Origin of the sequence: Lentzea cavernae (assembly GCF_014653695.1) — a bacterium.
Classification (GTDB): Bacteria; Actinomycetota; Actinomycetes; order Mycobacteriales; family Pseudonocardiaceae; genus Lentzea; species Lentzea cavernae.
Genome location: NZ_BNAR01000009.1, coordinates 186,658 through 206,454, shown reverse-complemented (window position 1 = coordinate 206,454; position 19,797 = coordinate 186,658). Strand labels below are relative to the sequence as shown.

Sequence of the window (19,797 nt, the reverse complement as noted above, 5' to 3'; positions counted from 1 at the left end):
TTAGCGTGACCGCTATGAAGCGGGTCGTCCTCGTCGTCGCGGGACTCGCGCTGGTGGCGGGCGTGATCGTGCTGCGCGACACCGGCGGGAGCGACCTGCCCACCGCTCCCCCGCCGCCGACGAAGCTCAAGGCGTACTCGGGCGAACAGGTGCTGGTACCGGGCCCGCAGGGGCGTCCGGCCACGCCGTCCAAGGTGGTCGCGTCCGGTGGCAACCACAAGGTCCAGCTCAGCTGGACCGGCGACGCGCCCGCGTTCGAGGTGCGGTGGGGTGAGAGCTCGAAGCTCGTCACCCGCCCCGGCACGCAGCTCAACGGCCTGGAGAACGGCCGCGAGCAGCAGGTCGAGATCCGCGCGGTCGATGCGTTCGGCCAGCGCTCGGAACCGGCCAGGGCCAAGGCGACCCCGAACGCCGACAACGCCCCCTACACCTTCGCCGACCGCTTCGACGGCGCCGACGAACCCGACCTCCAGCGTTGGAGGCTCTCCAAGCGCACCGACTGCGCCCGCGCCACCAGCGGCGACGGGGAGGACCACGACCGGCTCGTGATCAGCAGCAGCTGCGGCACCCGCGCGGTGACGCTGCGGTCGCGCACGCCGTTCGTCCGCGGCGACGGTGAGAGCCGGCTCGTGGTCGAGACGGACGCCCCGAGCACCGGCGGCAAGCTGCTGCTCGACCTCGTCCCCGGCCCGGTCAGCGTGCAGGGCGAGCCGGTGCCGCCGAACACCGTCCGCGCCACGGTCTCCACGGACAACTCCGGCAACTCGATCGTCGAGCTCGTCCCGGACGGCACGGCGGTCAAGCCCGTCCCGGCCGCGGTGCCGGGCGTGACCGTGCGCTGGGAGGTCGTGCTGACTCCTCAAGGCGTACAGGTCGAGCGCAACGGGGAGGTCGTCGCCACCTCGCCGTTCGTGCCGCAGTGGCGGGAGGCGACGGCGCTGGTCGGCGTCGCGGCGCTCGCGGGCGACCGGGTCCGCGCCGGGATCGACCTGATCGGCTACCGGACCGCCAAGGCCGACGCCCCGCTCGCGGGCCCGACGCCGCAGGTGCGCGTGGACGGCCCGGCGAGCACCGGCGCCCAGCCCATCGCGGACGTCACCGCAGGTCAGCTGCGCATCGCCCTGATCCCGTCACGCGAGAGCCCACCCGTCACCGCCGTGAAGGTCAACGGCATCGAGGTGCCCCTGCGCCCGGCGGTCGAGGGCACGCCCTGGAAGCCAGGCGCGGAGTACCCGGCCGTCGCCGACCTGCCGAAGGAGGCCTTCACCGACAACGTGAACGTCCAGCTGGTCACGCAGGAACGCATCCAGGTCACCCACACCGACGTCGAGCTGACCGGCTCGAAGCCCATCGCGCAACGCGTGGCCGGCACGCCGCTGGTGGACGCCGAGCCGACGCTGGCAGACCCGATCCCCGAGATCCTCGACGCGAGCGGCCAGCCCATCGAGAACGGCGCCGCGTTCAACCGCGGCCGCGTGGTCCTGGAGGTCCGGATCAACGCCCTCGACGCGGCCGTCGCGGGCCTCGCCGGGTTCGAGATCAGGCTCGACGGCAACCACGTCGCGACCGTGCCGACGACCGCCGACGGACCGGCCGCGGCGGGCCGGTGGCGGATTTCACTCAACACGGGGGCGATGAGCGCCGGAGCGCACGCCATCGAGGTGAAGGCCTTCAGCACCGAGTCGGACGTGCACCCCGAAACGGGTTACGTTCCCTTTTTGCTCAAGCCGTGATTGCCCCAAGATGGGGGGCATGGCACGCGCACTGATCATCGACGCCGCCCGCACGCCGTTCGGGAAGTACCGGGGAGGGCTGTCCGGGATCCGGGTGGACGACCTCGCCGCACTGCCCATCGTCGACCTGCTGCGCCGCTACCCGTCGCTCGACCTGGCGCGCATCGACGACGTGCTGCTGGGCGACGCGAACGGCGCCGGCGAGGACAACCGCAACGTCGCCCGCATGGCCGCGCTGCTGGCCGGCCTGCCGGTCTCCGTGCCGGGCGTGACGCTGAACCGGCTGTGCGCGTCCGGCGGCGAGTCGATCATCCAGGGCGCCCGTGCGCTGATCACCGGGGACGCCGACCTGGTCGTCGCCGGCGGTGTGGAGGGCATGTCGCGGGCGCCGTTCGTGACCGCGCGCCCGGACAAGGCCTTCCCGGACCGCCTCGAGACCGTGTCGACGGCGCTGGGCTGGCGGCTCGTGAACCCGCGCATGCCCAAGCACTTCACCGTGCCGCTGGGGCTGGCCGCCGAGAACGTGGCCCACGAGCTCGGGATCACGCGCGAGCAGATGGACAACTTCGCACTCCGCTCGCACCGCCGCGCCGCCGCAGCGTGGGACGCGGGCGTGCACGAGGGCTTCGCGTTCCCCGTGCAACTCCCGGACGGGACGGCGATCCGTCGCGACGAGAACGTCCGCGCCGACACGAGCCTCGAGAAGCTCGCGAAGCTCAAGCCCGCGTTCTCGGAGAGCGGGTCGGTGACGGCCGGCAACGCGTCACCCCTGAACGACGGCGCTCTCGCCGCGTTGCTCGGCACGGAGGCGATCGCCTCGGAGCTGGGGGTCGAGCCGCTGGGCGAGGTGCTCGGGTCGGCGACCACCGGCGAGGAACCGCACCGGTTCACGATCGCGCCCGTGTCGGCGATCCGGAAGTTGCTGAAGCGCCTGCACCTGCAGGCCGAGCACGTCGACCTGTGGGAGATCAACGAGGCTTTCGCCGCGATGGCCCTGTCGGTCGTGCACCACTTGCCCGAGATCGACAAGGAGAAGGTGAACGTCCACGGCGGCGCGATCGCTTACGGACACCCGCTCGGTGCCTCGATGCCGCGCGTGATCATCGACCTGTGCCGCCACCTGCGGGCTCGGGGTGGCGGCGTCGGGGTTGCGGCGGCGTGTGTGGGTGTCGGGCAGGGCGTGGCCGTGGCGGTGCGCGTTTAGCCCCTCTTCCTCGTGAGCCGTTGTTCTGGCCACCTTCGATGACCTTCAGGAAACCCCATCAGCCGGGCGTCTACGACGAACTACATTCCATGCCAAGTTGAATCCTCAGGACCTGAGAGACCGACAAACGGCTTATAGCCGCAGCTCACGGACGCAATACTTGGAACTGCCGACGCTCTACTGCTCATACGATCCATTGAGCAACCGCCTGGCGAGCGAGCGCCGCGACTCCGCCGGACTCAGACATCGGATAGTCCCATGGCTGACCAGTTTCCCGGATCCATGAAGAAGAAACGGGTCATGCAATGGTCCGTATGTGGACACTTTGTCGACCATGTGACTTCCGAAGGTCCACTGGCTAGGGCACTCTGTGGGCCAACGTCGAATCGGGGTCCAGCCTGACCGGCGGCACAGCAACCACCGCTCACCGCGATCATGCAGTCAAGCCCAAGCCCACGGGGGTGACCCCGCTGCACGGAGAGGCCGTACGTGCCTGACCAGACGAAGCGTGTTCCTGCACGCGGGAACACAACCTGGGCGAGCGCCCGCATAACCTTGCCCGAGTCCCTTCTGGTGACCGCTGGTTTGATCTCGTTCAACCTCCAGTGGCTCAACGGCTTCGACATCGACACCGCCATCATCAAAAGCGGCGCTGCGGTGGCCGTCCTGACCTTCGCGATCACCACCCCTCATCGCCTGATGGACTTCTTGAGGCTCCGGATCGTGCGCGATATCGCCGAGCTTCCCAATGCGGAGAAGTTCTTGTGACCGAGCCGGCTGATGCGGAGTTCTATCGGCTACTCCGCTTGATCTGGAAAGACGCCAACCTCAGCTTCGGTCAGGTGCACTGCAAAACCGGAATAGCACGAAGCCAGATCCACGCGCTGATCATGAAAGAGCGGAAAAGAATACCGCGCAGCCGGTCTCAAGTCCAAGCTCTCATCGAGGCGTGTGATCCGTCGGCGGACGAGGCCGCAGCCGTCCTCGCCCTGTGGGACCACTTGCGCCATCTACAACGTCGTGGCGAGTGAACCATGGAGTTCCATCTTCTTGGTCCGTTCGAGGCGTGGCACGACCACACCGCCGTTCCCTTGGGTGATCAGCAACAACGCTTCATCCTCGTCGTCCTGCTGTTGAACGCGAACAAACCCGTTTCACCTGAACGGATCGCCGAGATCGTGTGGCCGGAGCATGAGCGCAAGGCCCTCGTGCGCGGATATGTCAACAAGTTGCGCAAGACTTTCGACGGCACCGGCGTGGAAATCGAGCGCACGGCCACTGGCTACGTGCTGCGCGTCAACGAAGACCTGATCGACGCGGTCCGCTTCGAGCGGCTGCGTGCTCAAGCCGCGCAGGCATTGCAGGACAACGAGCAGCAGCTCGCCGTCGGCCTGCTGCGCATGGCGGTGTCGTTGTGGCGTGGGCAGTTCCTGGAGGACATCGACATCGACAGGGTCGGTGGTGCCGAGGTCATCCCGCCGGATGAGGCGTACTTCGACGCGCTCGGTGACCTCGCCGAACTCGAACTGCTCTCCGGTGACCACCGCTCGGCCCGCGACCGGATGCGCCGCGCCCTCCGCACCAACCCGGACAACCAGAAGTACGCCGAACTCCTGATCCGCGCGCTGATCGCCAACGGCGACCGAGTTGGCGCGCTCAAGGCGTTCGAGACTGTCTCGGAGACTCTGGCCGATCTGGGACTCGGACTCGGAACGACGCTGCGCAAGCTCGCGGAACGCGCCCGTCGAGGAGAGCCGGCCAATTCACTCCCGTCACGCCCAGGCGGGTTCACCGGACGCTCGAACGAACTCGACACGATCGAGGCGGCAGCACGCGCCGCGGCCGGGGTGAGGGAACGGCGCGCGGTGTGGATCAGCGGCGCCCCTGGTGTCGGCAAGACCGGACTGGCCGTCGAGGCCGCGCACCGCCTGCGGCACCGCTTCCCGGATGGCCAAGTACTGGTGCGCCTTAACGGATTCACGCCGGGCGTGATGCCGTTGTCCCTGTCTGAGGCATTGACCCAACTGCTCACGGAACTAGGTGTGCCGGCCGAGCAGATCCCGAACACCGTCGGGCGGAAGGCAACGCTCTACCAAGCCCAGCTCTACGGCACGAGAACACTGGTGATATTGGACAACGCGGCCTCACCAGAGCAGATCCGGCCACTGCTGCCCGAAGCACCCGACTGCTTGGCCGTCATCACCAGCCGCAAGATGGGTGAGCCGGACATCAGCGAGCACATCCGGCTGACCCCGATGCCATCGGACGAAGCCGAGTCACTGTTTCTGACGTTGACCGACCCGAATCGCAGGCGTAGCAGGCCGGAGGACGTCGCCCGCGTGGTGAAGCGCTGCGGATACCTACCCGTGTCTATCACCGTCGCGGCCGCACTGCTACGCAAGCACGACAGGTGGTCACTCGACCACCTGCTCGATCTGATGGACGACAGCAGATCATGGCGGGAGAACACCACCGCCATCCGCGCCTCTTATCAGCAGCTCGACGATCAGCTGCAGCAGGTCTTCCACCTCTTCGGGCACCTGCCGGGCCCTGACGTCGACATCATCGGTGCGGCAGCTCTGGCGGGTCTCGGCATCGGACACACTCGTCTACTGCTCCACGACCTGCACGAGGTCTGTCTGCTCGAAGAGATCGCACCGCACCGCTACCAGATGCTGGATTCCGTCAAGGAGTTCGCTGCCGTCGACAAACCCCCCGCTGATGCTCTGAAGCGCTTGCTCGACTTCTACCTCGTGACGCTCGCAGGTGCGGTGAGCGTCGGATACCCGTTCGACCGCATGGTCTCTCCATCGGAAGGCCAGGTGAGCCCACTTGCGCTGCAGTTCTCGAGGGAAGTCGAAGCACGGGGGTGGATCACCGCCGAGCGCGACAACCTGACAGCCGCGATCCGTTACGCGGCCACGCATGGACTACCTGAGCACAGCTGGCGGCTCGCAGTCTTGACCTGGCGGCACCTCAACGCGATGAGCCGGGCAGAGGATTGCCTTGAAAGTTTGAAGCTCGCATGGCAAGCCACGATCGTTTCGGGAGACGATTACAGCCAAGCTCAGCTGTCGCTCTTGGTCGCGGTAACACTTGCCCAGCAAGGAAAGCTCGCGGAGTCCTTACCCATCGCCACCCGATCACGCACGTTGTGGGCCAAACTGGGGGATGCAAGGGGAGAAGCCGATGCGTTGAGTGTGCTCGCGATCCCCGCAATAGAACAAGACAGGAACACAGAAGCGATCGCACACCTCGATCAGGCTCTGGCACGTTATGAGCAGCTCGATGACTCGCGTGGCCAAGCTCGAGCACTAGGTCTACTCGGCTTCCTCAACGGTTCGCAAGGCAATCTCGACATCGCACGTCGAAACTTCCGATCTGCACTCCAGATGACGCACACAGCCGGAGACATGCGAGCAGAGGCGCACATCTTGAACGGCCTCGGCTCGGTGCAGCAGTTGCTCGGACAGCTCGATGACGCCCTCACAAGTCACAGGCTGGCGTATCAGTACGCGACCGAAGCCGGTGACCAGTGCGCAGCCGCGTATGCACTGAACGACATCGGCAACGTGTACCTGCGGTCCGGTCAGCCTTCCGATGCGGCCCACCACCACGAACGAGCCGAGAAGCAGCTGACGACCAGCTTTCAAGTGCGATTACGCACTCGCCTCCACCTCGACTGCGGCAGAACAGCGTTGTCCCAGGGGGCGCACGCCGAGGCGCACCGCCACTACCAAACCGCGCTGGACCTGGCCGCCGCTGCGGACAATCGCGACCACGAACTCCGTGCACACCAAGGTCTCGCGAAAAGCTTGCGAGAGCTCGGACGCTTCGGCCACGCAACGCTCCACGAAGACGCAGCTCAGATCAGGCTCACAGAACTGGGTCTACCCAAATCCGAACAGGTCCTCAACGAACGCGCAGCCTTCACCGCCACTTGGGGCTTATAAACACAATTGAAGTGCTAGTGCGCGAATCAACGATGACAAGTGCCCCCGAACATCACCTGTCCGGGGGCACTTTCTCGCTAGGGGCAGACATCGTGTCCAGCGATGTCTGCCGCGCCCACGCTCACCGCGATCAACAGTCAAGCTCAGGCTTGCTGCCGATGATTGCATGCCGGTGTGGACGAGATGTGGACACGATGTGGATCGCGGAGACGAACTCGTCCGCGGCGTGCACCCACGAACTCAACCCGACTGATCATTCAGCCAGGCGCTGTCCATCGTACGACGACAGCAGGCGTTCCGCGGCGATCCGTTCACTGTCATTGACAGCCAGAGCACGATCCCCTAGCTCACCGCAACCACTGCGGAGAAGGCAAATACCCCAGATCAACGACCCGCAGGACCGCGTTAGTCCTTGGGGTGCAGGATTTCGCGTGCCTGCTCAGCTGCGCGCACGATGGCCTCGCTGACGAAGTCGAGGAACCGCGCGATGTTCTCCAGCCTGGTGGCCGCGGGCGTGCCGGGGCCGAGGCTGCTGACGCCCTGGCGCGCGGCCTCGGCGAGGCTGGTAGTGCCGGCCGCGCTGGCGATCATCGACTGGTACCAGATGTCGCCCTCGTCGACGACGTAGCGTTCGCGGCGGCGTTCGTCGCGCACGCGGGCGATCAGGCCCTGGCTTTCCAGGTACGCCATGGCTTTCGAGACGGACGCGGGGCTGACCTGCAGGTGTCCCACCAGTTCTGACGCCGTCAGGCTGCCGGAGTCGGTGGCGTAGAGGCTCGCGAGCGCCCTCGCCGTCATCTTCGGCAGGCCCTGGCTCACGAAGATGCCCGAGAACACCTCCTCGAACTCCCGCACCGCCTCCGGGTCGCGGCCGTCGGCGCGTTCCGGGGCCTGCCTGCCCTTGGGCGCCGCCTGCTTGCGGCGCTGGGCGCGGTGTTCGGTGGCGAGGTGGGCGATGTCGGGCTTGTACCCCGCCGGGCCTCCGTTGCGCATGACCTCGCGCGTGATCGTCGAGGTCGGCCGGTCGAGGCCTCTCGCGATCTCCGCGTACGCGAGGCCGTCGGCCAGGCCGAGGGCGATCTGGCGGCGGTCCTGCTGGGTGAGTCGGCCTCCTGGCATGCGCGGAGCATAGCGTTCAGCTACATGTCATTGCAACGTGCGTTGCATTAGTTCTACATCCCGTTGCAACGAAATCAGCACTTCTAGCTGCTATTACTCAGTCTCGTCGCAACGAGGATGTTGGTTCGATCTGGAAACGCAACGTAGCGTTTCGCCCATCAGAAACACCGAGCCGCAGGAGTCAGAGATGCAGACCTTCGCCACCCCCGCCCCCATCGCCGCCGTTCTCGACATCCCCGCCGGCCGGGTCCAGTTCATCGCCGCCGACCGCGCCGACACCGCTGTCGAGGTCCTGCCCGCCAACGCCTCCCAGAGCCGCGACGTCAAGGCCGCCGGAAGGATCTCGGTCGACTTCACCGACGGCGTCCTGCACATCAAGTCCTTGCCGGGCAACGAAGTCCTCGGTTCCTCAGGCGCTGTCGAGGTCACCGTCCAGCTGCCCGCCGGGTCACGGGTTGAGGCCAAGGCGGCGGCCGCGGAGTTCCGCGGCGTGGGCCGCCTCGGCGACATCGCGTTCGAGGCCGCGCAGAGCGACATCAAGATCGACGAGGCCGCCAACGTCCGGCTCACGACGCAGGCCGGAAACGTCACCGTCGGCCGCCTCACCGGATCCGCTGAGATCAGCACGCTGAAGGGCGACATCACCGTCGCCACCGCACGTTCCGCCTCGCTCGACGCCGGCACCGCCCACGGCCGCATCAGCAACTCGCTGCGCAACGACGGCACGGACGCCATCACCATCCGCGCCACCACGTCCCACGGCGACATCACCGCTCGCAGCCTCTGACCTTCCGAAACTCACTGGGGAGAAAACCGTGATCACCGACGCTCATTACCAAGCCGCAGAACAACTCCTCCGTCGCCCCGCCGCTCCCGGCGAGCTCGTCGTCGGCGACAAGGTCCGTCCACAGTGGATCGAAGACGGCCGTCGCTTCTGGTACCAGGTCCGCGACGGCGCCGACCGGCAGTTCGTCGTCGTTGACCCGGCCGCCGGCACGCGCACCCCGAACTTCGACCCGATGCCGTTCATCGCGGCGCCGGGCAACCCCCTGGAGGTGTCGTCGCCCGACGGCAAGACGGCGGTGTCGCGGCGCGGACACGACCTGTGGGCCCGTTCCGGCGACAACGAACGGGCGCTCACCACCGACGGCGTCGAGGGTCATGGGTACGGCTACGGCCCGGACGCCATGAGCTACGGCACGCTGATGCGCAAGTTCGGCCTGCCGCACATGCCGCCCGCTCTGGCCTGGTCGCCGGACTCGTCCAAGGTGCTCGCCCACCGCACCGACCAGCGCGACGTCCGCAAGACCCACCTCATCGAGTCACGCCCGGCCGGCGGCGGCGCCCCGGTCACCCACACCCAGCACTACGCCTACCCCGGCGACGCCGCCGTGCCGCTGGCCGAGTTCGTCGTGTTCGACGTGGAGGCCGGCACGACGGTCTTCGCGCAGTGCGCACCGCTGCTCATGCCGGAGTTCTCGCCGATCACGGCGGGCTGGGCGTGGTGGTCGGACGACAGCGCGGCGGTCTACTTCCTCTCCCGCCCCCGCGACCAGCACACGCTGACCTTGAACCGGATGGACGCCTCGACGGGCGAGGTGCGCGTCGTGGTGAGCGAGACGGGTGCGAACCGCGTCGGCCCCAACCAGCTGATCTACGGCGCGCCCCTGGTCCGGGTCGTGGACGACGAGGTGCTGTGGTTCTCGCAGCGCGACGGCTGGGGCCACCTCTACCGCTACGACCTGCACAGCGGCGACCTGCTAGGCCAGGTCACCTCGGGTCAGTGGCTGGTCCGCGAGATCCTGCACGTCAGCGACGGAATCGTGTACTTCACCGCGTCCGGGCTCATCGCCGAGGACCCGTACCGGCGCACGGTCTGCCGGGTCGGGCTGGACGGCACCGGGTTCGCCGTCGTCACGGACGACTCGCTTGACCACGTCGTCACCGCGTCCCCGAACGGCGAATGCTTCGTCGACTCAGCGTCCACTGTGGACACCCCTCCGGTGACGACCGTGCGTTCGTGGTCAGGGGAAGTGCTGGTCTCGTTGGAGCAGGCCGACATCACCCGCCTGCTCGCCACGGGCTGGACCGCGCCGGAACGCTTCCGCGTCAAGGCGGCCGACGGCACCACCGACATCTACGGCGTGCTCTACAAGCCCCGCGGGTTCGACCCGTCCGGCAGCTACGCGGTGGTGGACAGCGTCTACCCCGGCCCGCAGGTCAACCGCGTCGAGCCGTGCTTCGACCCCGGCGGCATGGGAATGGACGCCGAACCGTTGGCAGCACTCGGTTTCGTGGTGGTCGCACTGGACGGACGCGGCACGCCGGGCCGCTCGAGGGCCTTCCACGACGTGTCGTACGGCCGGTTGGCCGACGCGGGCAGCCTGGAGGACCACGTCGCCGCGCTGCACCAGCTGGCCGAGTCGCGGCCGTGGATGGACCTCTCGCGCGTCGGCGTGATGGGCCACTCCGGTGGCGGGTTCGCCGCGGGACGGGCGGTGCTCGCCTTCCCGGAGACCTTCAAGGCCGCCGTGGCGCTCTCGGGTTCGCACGACGCCCGGTGCATCGGACTGGGCTGGGCCGAGAACGTCGACGGCGCCGACAACCCGCAGGCCTGGCTGCGCGCCTCCAACGTCGAGATCGCGGACCGGTTGCAGGGCAAGCTCCTGCTGGTGCACGGCGAACTCGACGACACCGTGCACCCCGACCACTCGCTGCGGCTCGCGGACGCGCTGATCACCGCCGGCAAGGAGTTCGAGCTGGTGATCGTGCCGGGCGCCGAGCACCTGTACCTCGACCGGATGGCGTTCGTGCGGACGAAGTCCTGGGACTTCCTCGTGCGCGCGCTGATGGGGGTGGAGCCGCCCGCGTACCGACCGGCGCCGATCCTGATCGACCCCGAGGTGCTGGGAGAGATGGTCTAGCGGGCCTTCACGTCAGCCAGGAACGCTGACCACGCCTCGTCCGACACGGGCAGGTGCGTGGTCGGCGCCTTGCTGTCCCGGATGCCGACGCCGTGGCCCACCTCGACGCAGTTGTCCACCGGGCTGTAGCTGCTCTTGCGCCACATCGACATGCCGAGGGCCTCCTCAAGCCAGGATGCTGGTGATCAGCTCCCTCGATTGTCCCGCACACAAAGCTTGACCGTCGAGCAATCTGAGCACGTCGACATAGGTGGTGAGAGATGCCTTGTCCTCGACGAAGAGGCTGGAGTTCTCGGTCTCGGTGAACACGACCGGCTCGAACTTGTCGTAGTTGAGCAGCCGGAACGAGCCGGAGAGTCCTGCGTGTGCTCCGAAGGCGGTGGGCACGACTCTCATGGTGACGTAGTTCCGGTTGCCCATGCAGAGGAGGTGGAGCAACTGGTTCCGCATCACCTCGGGACCTCCCACCGGCAGTCGCAGAGCCTGCTCGTGGAGGTAGAAGATGAAGTCCCTGCTGTAGTGGAAGATCCCCTGGCGCGCCGTTTTCGCAGCGATGACCTCTTCGGCCTTCACCGTCTTGGCGCGAACGGACCGTTCGATGAGAGCGCTGATGTACTCGGGGATCTGCAGCGGGCCCGGGATCAGGTTCATCGACCACATGGTGATCTTGTTGGCGAGGCGCTCCTGATCGATCAACGACCGCACCTGGTCGGGGATCCCGTCTTCGGGGAAGACCAGGTAGCCCTTCTCCCTCGACTCCCGGTGGAGCGCGAGCAGGTGGCGGGCCTCGTCCGGCAGGACCCTGCAAAGGCCGAGCAGCATCGCGAGCTCGACCTCTGTGACCCCACCCTTGCCGTTGACCAGGTCGGAGACCTTGGCCTGCTCCCAGTCGAGCATCTCGGCGATCCTGCGCTGGGACATGCCGGTGGCCTGGATGACGTCACGGACGGCATCACCGAACGAGCGACCGACCACGCTCGAGAATCGTTTCGGCATGGTCGGAAGCTAGAACCCCAGGACCTCGCTCTTCCATCGTTCGGACACGACTCGCCACGAAGGAAGTACTTCTTGGAGCTGCTCTAAATCCGCTTCGAGATCAGCGGGTACTCGAGCACCAGGCCGTTGGGGTCGACCTTGATGTTCTGTTCGAACCCGCCGCTCTTGAACCGCACCACCGAGACGTCGTCCCCCACGGACACCGTCTTGTAGGTCTGGGTGACGGCACGGACGGACAGGTCAGGCAGCGACACCCGCACGACGGGCAGCGCGTGCTCGCTCGGTTCGCGGTGCAACCCCAGACGCCTGATCGGGATGGCGTTGAACAGCACGGCGAACTGGACGTCGACGTCCAACGCGTCGTTGAACGTCTCGCGCTTGCTGCCCTGGCCGTGGTCGACGAGCCAGGCGCCGTCCTCGGTCCGCGACAGGGAGCACTGGCGTTCCTCGAGGACCGTCGCCGTGCGCAGCAGCAGCCGGTTGACCTGGCCGCTCTCGCCCACGGACACCTCGAAGGAGGCGTTGAACTGCTCGTCGGGGCCGGCGGCGACGAGGCGGCCGGACGCACGGAGGCGCTGGTCGCTCGACAGCAGCAGCCGGACCTGCTCGAGCCGTGGCTCGTGGAGGCCCTGCCAGGTGATCATCTCTGGCCTGCGGGCAGAAGGAGAGCGGGTCTCTCCGGAGGAGGTGACCCGCCCAGCGTCAGTGGCTTTGAAGGAGTTCACTCATCCACCTGGAAGGATGTCCTTGATCTTCTCGGCGACCGAGTCGACCTGCTGTTCGTGACCGAACTTGCCCGCGATGAAGCCCGCCGCGGCGTCCACGCCCTGGTCGACCTTCTCGTGGTTCTGCTCAGCGAGGTCCAGGGCCTTGTTCTTGATCTCGTCGAAGTTCATGTGGTGCTCCTTCGTCCCTGACGCAGGGTACCCGAGTGGGCCCCGCGTGTTGATAGCCGCGATCACGCTAACTGCGCCTGGACAAGTCGGCTCTGTGAAACGAAGATGTCGCTACCGCCGCCTGGTCGGCCGCCTTCGCGGTCAGAACCAGGAGGATGCTCGATGACACGACTCCTGCGTGGAGTTATGTCCGCAGTGCTGCTGTTGCCGCTCGTCGCGGTCCCCTCGGCCAACGCCACGGCCGATCTCCAGGGGAAAGCGGAGTTCGCGGTGACGACCACGGCCACGAACGTCGCGGCCCGCAGTGACCGGCGCCCGGTCGCTGGTGGGGTCTTCGACAAGAAGGTGAACAAGACGTTCATCTCGTGGGCCGGCCAGTACGAGGACAGCTACGTCCAGTCGTACGACCACCGCAAGTCCACTTGGTCCACTCCGAACCGGATCGCGGACGGTGCCTCGGACGCCCACAACTACCCGACCATGGTCCAGGCCAGGGACGGGCACCTGCTGATCTTCCGCGGCATGCACAACATCGAGTTGCGCATGTCCCGCTCGCCCCAGCCGCACTCGGCCGACGGCGTCTGGGAAGAGACGCTGATCTCGAAGAACGCGGCCACGTACCCGATGCCGTTCGTCACGCGCGACGGCACGATCTACGTCTTCTACCGCGAGACGACCCGCGACCTCGACGGCACCACGCCCACGGACACGCGTCCGATGCTCTACGTGGTGTCGAAGGACAACGGCAAGACGTGGAAGACCTCCACGGACCTGACCGGGGACCGGTTCGCGATCGGCTCGACCGCCCGTGCGGACAACATGAACGAGATCTACATCGGCCAGCTCCGCCAGGAGGACAACGGCCGCGTGCGGATCGTCTACACGCTCGCGGGCGGTGGCCCCGAGGGCAACAAGCACGACCGCTACCACCGCAACATCTACTACACGTGGTTCGACCCGCAGAACCGGCACTTCTACTCGGCCGCCGGCAAGGACCTGGGCACCCAGATCGACGACGCCGACCAGGAGAAGCACCTCAAGGTCGCGGAGACCCCGCTGACCCTGCCGAACGGCGTCAAGTCGCCCGACTACATCCAGCAGGTCGGCACGACGCTCGGCCAGCCGTTCCTGCTGTGGTTCTCCGGCGACGAGGCGGGCGGCCCGCTGCGCAACTACCTGTCGACCTGGAACGGTCGCAAGTGGGAGACCAAGGAGGTGGCACGGGGCCTGCGCACGCGTGAGGTCGAGCCGGTGGACCTGCTGACGTGGCGCGTGTACGCGACCGAGGACGGCAAGCCGAACGTGAACACGTACCTGGTGCGCCTGGGTCGATTCTGGTCGCCGGAGACCGTCATCCCGACGGCCAAGCCGGTGCAGCGCGTCGAGATCGTGGAGAACTTCCGCGACCCGGCCCGCGCGATCTTCTCGGGGGCCTCGACGAACCGGGACGTCGCGATCGCCGACGGGGACATCTACGTGGCGGGCATCAGCCGCCGGTAAACCCTTGTGAGAACAGGCAAACGCCCCCTGCTCCGGCGCGGAACCAGGGGGCGTTCGTCTTGGGGGCGGCTACCTCAGATCAGGCGCCGGCCTTCTTGCGACGGACCACGAACAGCGCACCGGCACCGGCGCCGACGAGGACCAGACCGCCGAGCAGCGGCCACATGATCGAGGCACCGGTCGAGGCCAGGTTGTCCTCGCCGCCACCCGGAGCCGGGTTGGCCGGGGTGGTGGAGGTGGTCACCGGGGTGGTGGTCTCCGGGGTCGTGGTGGCCGGAGCCGTCGTGGTGGTCGTGGTCGGCTGCGTCGGCACGGAGCCGAGCTTCCAGTTGGCCTTGGCCTCCTTCTCGACCTTGACCTTCTGCGGCTGCGCGACGACGAGCGTCTGGGCGACACCGTCTTCACCGGCGGACGCCTTGTCCTTGGCGATGAAGAGGCGACCCTCCGACAGCGTGGCCTCAGCGGAGAGGTTGAACGTGGCCTCGCCGTCCTTCGCGTCCTTCGGAACGTTCACGAAGAACTCGGAGACCTTGTCGCCCGTGCCCTGAACGGCGAGCTTGTCGCCCTTCTTCTGCACCGCAAGCGGGTTGCCCTGCGCGTCGGTGATGGTGACGCCCTCGGGGAGGTTCGCGGTCAGCTTGACCTCGGAGGCCGTGGTCGTGACCTTGAACGGGCCGATCTTGTCGCCGGACTTGCCGGACTGCGACTCGGGCTCGATCACCAGGGTCGGCTTCGGCTCGGCCTCGGGCTTGGCGTCGGCGACGAAGCGCTTGTAGAGCGCGACCATCTCGCCGTCGTTCTCCTTGGTGTCAGCGAGCTCCGCACCGTCGGAGAAGTGCCAGATCGCGGCCTGCGTGGCTGCGATGATGTCCTGCTTGTCCAGGTGCGGGATCGGGAAGGCGTCGCTGACCGCCTTGACCGACTTCGCCGGGTAGGAGTTCTTCAGGATCCAGAGCACCTTGCCCGAGTTCTCCTTGAACTTGGTGTTCGGGTTCGGGTGCTTGTCCCACGGCACCTCCTTGAGGACGTCGCCCTTGCGCAGGGGCGTCGGCAGCTCGACGCAGTACGTCTGGACCTTGGTGGTCCCGTTCTTGTCGTCGTCGATCTGCAGCGCCATCACCGAGGTTTCCTGCCGGACCGGGTCCTTCTTGTCCTTGGCAGGCTTCAGGAAGACGGCGTGACCGGACTCGCCCTCGTCGATCCGCTTGATCTTCACCTCGGCGTGGGCCGGAAGGGCCGAGAAGGTGAGGGCGGTGACAGCGCCGAGCAGCGCGGCACCGATCCTGAACCGGGAAGCCATGGGTCTCCTCTTGCTCACTGAAGTTAGCCCGAACGCGGCGGGAAGTCAGTCATCCGTCGGACGGTCGGCACGTCGTCATCGACACTGAACCGACAGGAATCGACCGGGACGGTATCCGATGGGGTGACACACGTAAGAGTGAGGTGAGGAGACCATCACCCACTACGGGTGATCAGCGGAAACACACCCACAGCGTCCACAGTGGATAGGGCTGTGATGCATTCGATTTGTCAGGTGACGTTAAATCCGTTGCCGAACAGTTATCAATTGCCGCGTACCGCTACGGATGATCGGCGGCCGCGGTTCAAAGATCTTGGGAGACCTAGGCCACCATTTCGGCGACTTCCACCGGCCGAATGTCGCCGGGACGCAGTGAGGTGCCGCGCAGGCACATCTCCCTGGGCTCAGGACGGTCACCGGTGAGAATCCACCGGGTCAGCCCGGCCAACTGGTAGGCGATGAGCGGCGGAACGGCGTCACCCACATGGCGGTAGGCGTTCCCGAGAATCGAGACGTCGAACCGGAACTGGCGCGGAAACCCTTGCAGGAGCGCCATCTCGCGCACCGTGCAGAGCCGGTGCTGGACGGGGTGGGCATAGCGCCCGTTGCCGACGTGCCCGCATTCCCGTTTGATCGTCCTGGCCGGTTCGTCCCACCACATGCGACCGTAGACATCGGGGTGCGAACCCCAGTTCTGCTGTTCGACGATCTTGCGTTGTGCAGGATTCAACAACTCCGCGGTCTCCGGTGAGCGGAGCAGATCAGCCCACGATCCGCCGTTCGCGGGAATCGCGCGCATTCTTTCGAGACTGCGGTCCTGGGAAAAGGTGGGCGAGACGTGAATGGGGTCTTCGGAGTCGGCGACGCCGGCGGCGAGGACCGGGAGCTTGCCGATGGCGCGCCGGACCGTGATCGCGGACGGGCGGACGACCCGGCCCTCCCACAGGTCGTCCAGCGTGAGCAGCGGTAACCCGCCGTCCACGGCGACCATCAACGTCCGCTCGCGCAGCTGCGGCAGGCCGAACCTGGACAACATGTGCGTGCCACCCCAGACGGAGTACCCGATTCGGGTGAGCTCCTCGGCGAGGCTGTCGAAGTGGTGGCGCTGCTTTCCCTTGACGAGCTCGCGGGCGTTCTCCATCAGCACGACCTTCGGCCGCAGCTCCTGCGCGTAGACCGCGATCCGGCCCACGAGGGAGTTGCGGGGGTCGTCGCGCAGGTGGTTCTGCGAGGTGATGCGGCTGAAGCCCGAGCACGGCGGGCACGCCAGCAGCACGTCCAGTTCGCCGCGCCGCAGGCCCCAGACCTCGCGCAACGCCGCCGGCGAGACCCTCCCGAGGTCGACCTCCAGCGGGTCGACGCCGATGTTCACGCGGTAGGTGTCGTTGCACCGCAACGAACCCAGCTTCGAGCTCGGCTTGCCGATCTGCGCGTCGGCGGCACCGACGACCCGGAAGTCGCGGTGGGCGTGGAAGCCGTAGCTCATGCCGCCCGCACCCGAGAAGATGTCGGCCACCGAGAAGGACACGGCGAGATCGTACGGGCGAGGCTCCGAAGACCTTTCCGTGACATCCCGTACCTTTCCCGCCTATGGAGCTGCCGCGCGCCTGGCAACGGCCTGACCCGTTGCGCGGGCTCGACAGGATTTCCTGGGCCGAGGTCTACGACGGCCGGGGTGGCGCCGGTCGCGTGCCCCGCCTGCTGCGCTCCCTGATGGACCCCAGCTCCGACGTGCGGCAGAACGCGCTCTCACAGCTCGCTGAGCGCCTGCTGACCGACGACACGGTGTCCGAGGCCTCGTTCTGCGCCGTGCCGTTCCTGGTGGAACTGGGGGCGTCCTACAAGGTCGCCGGCGACGTGCGGGACCGGGTGATCTTCCTGCTGGCCGCCATGGCGTTGGCGGGCAAGGGCTTCACGGAGGACGGACGGCGCACGCACCGCCGATGGAACGCCCTCGGGCGCGAGCTGCCGCGCACGGCTCCGGACTGGCTGACGCAGACCCGCCACGCCGTCGCCCAGGGCGCGCCGAAGATCTTCGAGGCGCTGGCGTCCGAACGGGTCGCGTGCCTCGTGGCGCTCGCCTGCGCGGTGCCGGACAAGCTGCCGTCGTTCGTGCACGGCCTGATGACCGACATGGTCGACCTGCCGGGCGAGGAGATGCTCGCGGACGCCGCCGAGATCGCCGTGGCGCTGCTGAAGGGCTCGCCCGAACTGCTGGGCGTGGACCTGCCGAAGGTGCTCGGCGAAGGGCTGGTGCGTCCGGTGCACCAGCCCCGTGAGGTCGCCGCGGCCCTGATGGGCTACCGGTTCGCCCTCATCTCCGCGTACGGGGACGAGGGCGCCTGGTGAGCCGTTCCTACGCGGTGACCGCTTCTTCGACGGCCTGCTCGACCTGAGCCTCGTCCTCGACCGCGATGGCGGGTTCCAGGGCGCCGAGGCCCGTCCCCCACTCCTGGTCCGCCAGCGCGAACGCGGCGACCGTCAGCGCGGCCACCGGTGCGCCCACGGGCATGTTCTCGCGGTGCAGGTCGAGGTCGAGCCTGCCGCCGATGGGCGACGGGCTCAGCCGCAGCGTGGCGTGCGCGGGCTCGTCGGCGTGCGCGAGGCGGCAGGCCCAGCCCGTGAAGATCACGCGGCGTTCGTCCACTTCGGCCGGCTGCACGGCGCGCACGTTGGCGCCCACGGCACCGGCGCGGTGGTTGTCCGCTGCCTGCAGGACGAGCTCCTCGAACTCCATCGAGGAGACGTCGAGGTCCCAGCCGGCGACGAGCGCGACCTGGACCAGCGCGAGCGGCAGCGTCGGGACGGCGTCCTCGAAGCACACCATCGCGCCGCCGTAGCGGGTGTTGATCTCGGTCGGCAGGAAGCCGTCCTCGGTCGCGATGCCGTCCAGCGTGAACGTGCCGCGGTAGCCGACGGTCTCGCGCAGGTGCTCGCCGACGCGGCGGGCCAGGTTGCGCATCTCGTCGCGGATCCACACGGGCGGGTCGTAGAACGACGCGCAGCCCGCGTAGAGGAACTTGGCCTGGCCCTGGCGGCGCGGCACGACCATCTCGATCGGACGGAGCACCGCGGTGCCGTCCGGGAAGACGATGCCGTGCACGCTGACCGGGATCCCCTCCAGGAACGGCATGACCCGGACCTGGTCGCACTTGGGCGCGAGGACGTCGAAGGCCTCCTTGGCCTCCTCGTACGACCGCACGCGGCGCACGAAGTTGGCACCGCCGTTGATCGCCGGGCCGTCACCGGACCAGACGACGCCCGCGCCGCGGTCCAGGATCTCCGAGGCGCCCCAGAGGCGTTCGAAGTCGAGGTCGAACACCATGGCGGGCGCGCGGCGGGCGGAGAGCTCGTCCCAGAGCGCGTCGATGGTGGTCTTGTTCTCGAGCTCGACCCAGTCGTGCTGCCGGGCGTTGAGCACCGGACGGCCCTGGAACTCGCTGATCTCGTTGTACGGCGTGCTGATCACGACCGCTTCGGCCTCGGGGTCGAAGTCGCCCAGGATCGCCTTGACCTCGGCGCCCGGCTTGGTCAGCAGCTTGCCGAGACGGCGCTGCTCGACCGCGACCAGGCTGCCCTTGATGCCGAGCGAGACCCAGCGGGCGATCTGCGAATCATGCAGCGGCGCGTGATCGTCGGTATCGAGCACGAGCGTATGGCGAGCGCCGAGCGCATGGAGCTCATGCGCGCGCTTCGCCAGACGGGTGCCACCGGCCAGGACTACCAGCCGGTCACCGAACAACTTGCCGAGGCGCTCGTTGAGCGCTGAGAGGACATGATTCATCGCCGAAAACTCGCTTAAGAGAAGCGGAGGACGTGACCGGCGAGTGCCGGGTAGCGCGTAGCGTAGAGCCACCCGGTATGTGTGTCGAAGCACGGTCCGGCAACGGCCGGATGAATCTTGCGACGGGCCTGTCGGCTCAAGCCTCGAAGCAAGGTGATCAGTCGATGATCTAGCTGCTCACAGGGAGCGTGCCGCGTCCCGGAGGACCTGGTCAACGCGGTTGAGGAAGCTGCGCTTCGGGTTGATCGACGGCAACGGCGCCGTGAGCTCTGCTGGCTGCGGTGCGGGTGCGGCGCCCACGATGTCAGCCACGTTGCGCAGGAACTCCTGCCGCTTGAACTCGTGCACGGCGTGATCGTGCAGGAGCCCGGCGATGCTTGTGTGCACA

At 67.4% G+C, this 19,797-nt stretch carries 19 protein-coding genes; 10 read left to right on the top strand and 9 right to left on the bottom strand.

The window, feature by feature from the left end:
• The first annotated feature begins 14 nt into the window (after positions 1-14).
• From IE307_RS28130 to IE307_RS28110, 5 genes are all read left to right on the top strand, one after another.
• The gene (locus IE307_RS28130) at positions 15-1,733 is read left to right on the top strand and encodes a phage tail protein (RefSeq protein WP_191302380.1); all 1,719 of its coding nucleotides are present in this window, start codon (positions 15-17) and stop codon (positions 1,731-1,733) included.
• Between the two features lie 19 nt (positions 1,734-1,752).
• On the top strand, positions 1,753-2,937 hold the full coding sequence (locus tag IE307_RS28125; protein WP_191302379.1) for a thiolase family protein: 1,185 nt from the start codon (positions 1,753-1,755) through the stop codon (positions 2,935-2,937).
• A gap of 489 nt (positions 2,938-3,426) precedes the next feature.
• Positions 3,427-3,705 (top strand): hypothetical protein, encoded by a 279-nt coding sequence (locus IE307_RS28120; protein WP_191302378.1) that lies wholly within the window; start codon positions 3,427-3,429, stop codon positions 3,703-3,705.
• The gene (locus tag IE307_RS28115) at positions 3,702-3,968 is read left to right on the top strand and encodes a hypothetical protein (protein WP_191302377.1); all 267 of its coding nucleotides are present in this window, start codon (positions 3,702-3,704) and stop codon (positions 3,966-3,968) included. The genes IE307_RS28120 and IE307_RS28115 overlap by 4 nt, the downstream gene beginning before the upstream one ends.
• 3 nt (positions 3,969-3,971) lie before the next feature.
• A complete protein-coding gene (locus IE307_RS28110; protein WP_191302376.1) occupies positions 3,972-6,890 on the top strand; it encodes an AfsR/SARP family transcriptional regulator in 2,919 nt (972 codons plus the stop codon).
• Between the two features lie 405 nt (positions 6,891-7,295).
• Here the strand turns inward: IE307_RS28110 and IE307_RS28105 are convergent, their stop codons facing one another.
• The gene (locus IE307_RS28105; RefSeq protein WP_191302375.1) at positions 7,296-8,009 is read right to left on the bottom strand and encodes a GbsR/MarR family transcriptional regulator; all 714 of its coding nucleotides are present in this window, start codon (positions 8,007-8,009) and stop codon (positions 7,296-7,298) included.
• A 187-nt stretch (positions 8,010-8,196) separates the two neighbouring features.
• On the opposite strand from IE307_RS28105, the gene IE307_RS28100 reads away from it, so the two are divergent.
• Together IE307_RS28100 and IE307_RS28095 are read left to right on the top strand one after the other, a co-directional pair.
• A complete protein-coding gene (locus IE307_RS28100) occupies positions 8,197-8,796 on the top strand; it encodes a DUF4097 family beta strand repeat-containing protein (RefSeq protein ID WP_191302374.1) in 600 nt (199 codons plus the stop codon).
• A gap of 28 nt (positions 8,797-8,824) precedes the next feature.
• Positions 8,825-10,933, top strand: coding sequence for a S9 family peptidase (locus tag IE307_RS28095; RefSeq protein WP_191302373.1), 2,109 nt, complete (start codon positions 8,825-8,827; stop codon positions 10,931-10,933).
• Here IE307_RS28095 and IE307_RS28090 read toward each other — a convergent pair.
• The 4 genes from IE307_RS28090 to IE307_RS28075 all read right to left on the bottom strand — a co-directional run bounded on the left by IE307_RS28090 (position 10,930) and on the right by IE307_RS28075 (position 12,825).
• Entirely contained in the window at positions 10,930-11,085 is a 156-nt protein-coding gene (locus IE307_RS28090; protein WP_191302372.1) for a DUF397 domain-containing protein, read from the bottom strand. The two genes, IE307_RS28095 and IE307_RS28090, sit on opposite strands and share 4 nt — an antisense overlap.
• A 13-nt stretch (positions 11,086-11,098) precedes the next feature.
• Positions 11,099-11,929: a Scr1 family TA system antitoxin-like transcriptional regulator gene (locus IE307_RS28085; protein ID WP_191302371.1), complete on the bottom strand. Its 831-nt coding sequence runs from the start codon at positions 11,927-11,929 to the stop codon at positions 11,099-11,101.
• Between the two features lie 83 nt (positions 11,930-12,012).
• A complete protein-coding gene (locus tag IE307_RS28080) occupies positions 12,013-12,573 on the bottom strand; it encodes a putative glycolipid-binding domain-containing protein (RefSeq protein ID WP_229905130.1) in 561 nt (186 codons plus the stop codon).
• A gap of 81 nt (positions 12,574-12,654) precedes the next feature.
• Complete coding sequence (locus IE307_RS28075; RefSeq protein ID WP_191302369.1) at positions 12,655-12,825, bottom strand: antitoxin; 171 nt, start codon at positions 12,823-12,825, stop codon at positions 12,655-12,657.
• Positions 12,826-12,987: 162 nt separating this feature from the next.
• Here IE307_RS28075 and IE307_RS28070 point away from each other — a divergent pair, with 162 nt between their 5' ends.
• The gene (locus IE307_RS28070) at positions 12,988-14,325 is read left to right on the top strand and encodes a BNR-4 repeat-containing protein (protein WP_229905129.1); all 1,338 of its coding nucleotides are present in this window, start codon (positions 12,988-12,990) and stop codon (positions 14,323-14,325) included.
• A gap of 79 nt (positions 14,326-14,404) precedes the next feature.
• Here the strand turns inward: IE307_RS28070 and IE307_RS28065 are convergent, their stop codons facing one another.
• Positions 14,405-15,625 (bottom strand): thioester domain-containing protein, encoded by a 1,221-nt coding sequence (locus IE307_RS28065; RefSeq protein WP_191302541.1) that lies wholly within the window; start codon positions 15,623-15,625, stop codon positions 14,405-14,407.
• Positions 15,626-15,947: 322 nt separating this feature from the next.
• Positions 15,948-17,153 (bottom strand): DNA cytosine methyltransferase, encoded by a 1,206-nt coding sequence (locus IE307_RS28060; RefSeq protein WP_229905128.1) that lies wholly within the window; start codon positions 17,151-17,153, stop codon positions 15,948-15,950.
• 62 nt (positions 17,154-17,215) lie between these two features.
• Between IE307_RS28060 and IE307_RS28055 the strand changes: the two genes are divergently transcribed.
• Positions 17,216-17,974: a hypothetical protein gene (locus IE307_RS28055; RefSeq protein ID WP_191302368.1), complete on the top strand. Its 759-nt coding sequence runs from the start codon at positions 17,216-17,218 to the stop codon at positions 17,972-17,974.
• A gap of 7 nt (positions 17,975-17,981) precedes the next feature.
• On the opposite strand, the gene IE307_RS28050 is transcribed toward IE307_RS28055, so the two are convergent.
• Positions 17,982-19,274 (bottom strand): ATP-grasp domain-containing protein, encoded by a 1,293-nt coding sequence (locus tag IE307_RS28050; protein WP_229905127.1) that lies wholly within the window; start codon positions 19,272-19,274, stop codon positions 17,982-17,984.
• Between IE307_RS28050 and IE307_RS46975 the strand changes: the two genes are divergently transcribed.
• Positions 19,254-19,394: a hypothetical protein gene (locus tag IE307_RS46975; RefSeq protein ID WP_229905126.1), complete on the top strand. Its 141-nt coding sequence runs from the start codon at positions 19,254-19,256 to the stop codon at positions 19,392-19,394. The genes IE307_RS28050 and IE307_RS46975 overlap by 21 nt on opposite strands.
• Before the next feature lie 192 nt (positions 19,395-19,586).
• Here IE307_RS46975 and IE307_RS28045 read toward each other — a convergent pair whose 3' ends face one another.
• Complete coding sequence (locus tag IE307_RS28045; protein WP_191302366.1) at positions 19,587-19,796, bottom strand: hypothetical protein; 210 nt, start codon at positions 19,794-19,796, stop codon at positions 19,587-19,589.
• Between the last annotated feature and the right edge of the window lies 1 nt (position 19,797).

What these genes read in the sequence shown, in the direction of transcription:
- IE307_RS28130 (WP_191302380.1), top strand. Translation starts at nt 15, where the DNA reads ATGAAGCGGGTCGTCCTCGTCGTCGCGGGACTCGCGCTGGTGGCGGGC.
- IE307_RS28125 (WP_191302379.1), top strand. Translation starts at nt 1,753, where the DNA reads ATGGCACGCGCACTGATCATCGACGCCGCCCGCACGCCGTTCGGGAAG.
- IE307_RS28110 (WP_191302376.1), top strand. Translation starts at nt 3,972, where the DNA reads ATGGAGTTCCATCTTCTTGGTCCGTTCGAGGCGTGGCACGACCACACC.
- IE307_RS28105 (WP_191302375.1), bottom strand. Translation starts at nt 8,009, where the DNA reads ATGCCAGGAGGCCGACTCACCCAGCAGGACCGCCGCCAGATCGCCCTC.
- IE307_RS28100 (WP_191302374.1), top strand. Translation starts at nt 8,197, where the DNA reads ATGCAGACCTTCGCCACCCCCGCCCCCATCGCCGCCGTTCTCGACATC.
- IE307_RS28090 (WP_191302372.1), bottom strand. Translation starts at nt 11,085, where the DNA reads ATGTCGATGTGGCGCAAGAGCAGCTACAGCCCGGTGGACAACTGCGTC.
- IE307_RS28085 (WP_191302371.1), bottom strand. Translation starts at nt 11,929, where the DNA reads ATGCCGAAACGATTCTCGAGCGTGGTCGGTCGCTCGTTCGGTGATGCC.
- IE307_RS28080 (WP_229905130.1), bottom strand. Translation starts at nt 12,573, where the DNA reads ATGATCACCTGGCAGGGCCTCCACGAGCCACGGCTCGAGCAGGTCCGG.
- IE307_RS28075 (WP_191302369.1), bottom strand. Translation starts at nt 12,825, where the DNA reads ATGAACTTCGACGAGATCAAGAACAAGGCCCTGGACCTCGCTGAGCAG.
- IE307_RS28070 (WP_229905129.1), top strand. Translation starts at nt 12,988, where the DNA reads ATGACACGACTCCTGCGTGGAGTTATGTCCGCAGTGCTGCTGTTGCCG.
- IE307_RS28065 (WP_191302541.1), bottom strand. Translation starts at nt 15,625, where the DNA reads ATGGCTTCCCGGTTCAGGATCGGTGCCGCGCTGCTCGGCGCTGTCACC.
- IE307_RS28055 (WP_191302368.1), top strand. Translation starts at nt 17,216, where the DNA reads ATGGAGCTGCCGCGCGCCTGGCAACGGCCTGACCCGTTGCGCGGGCTC.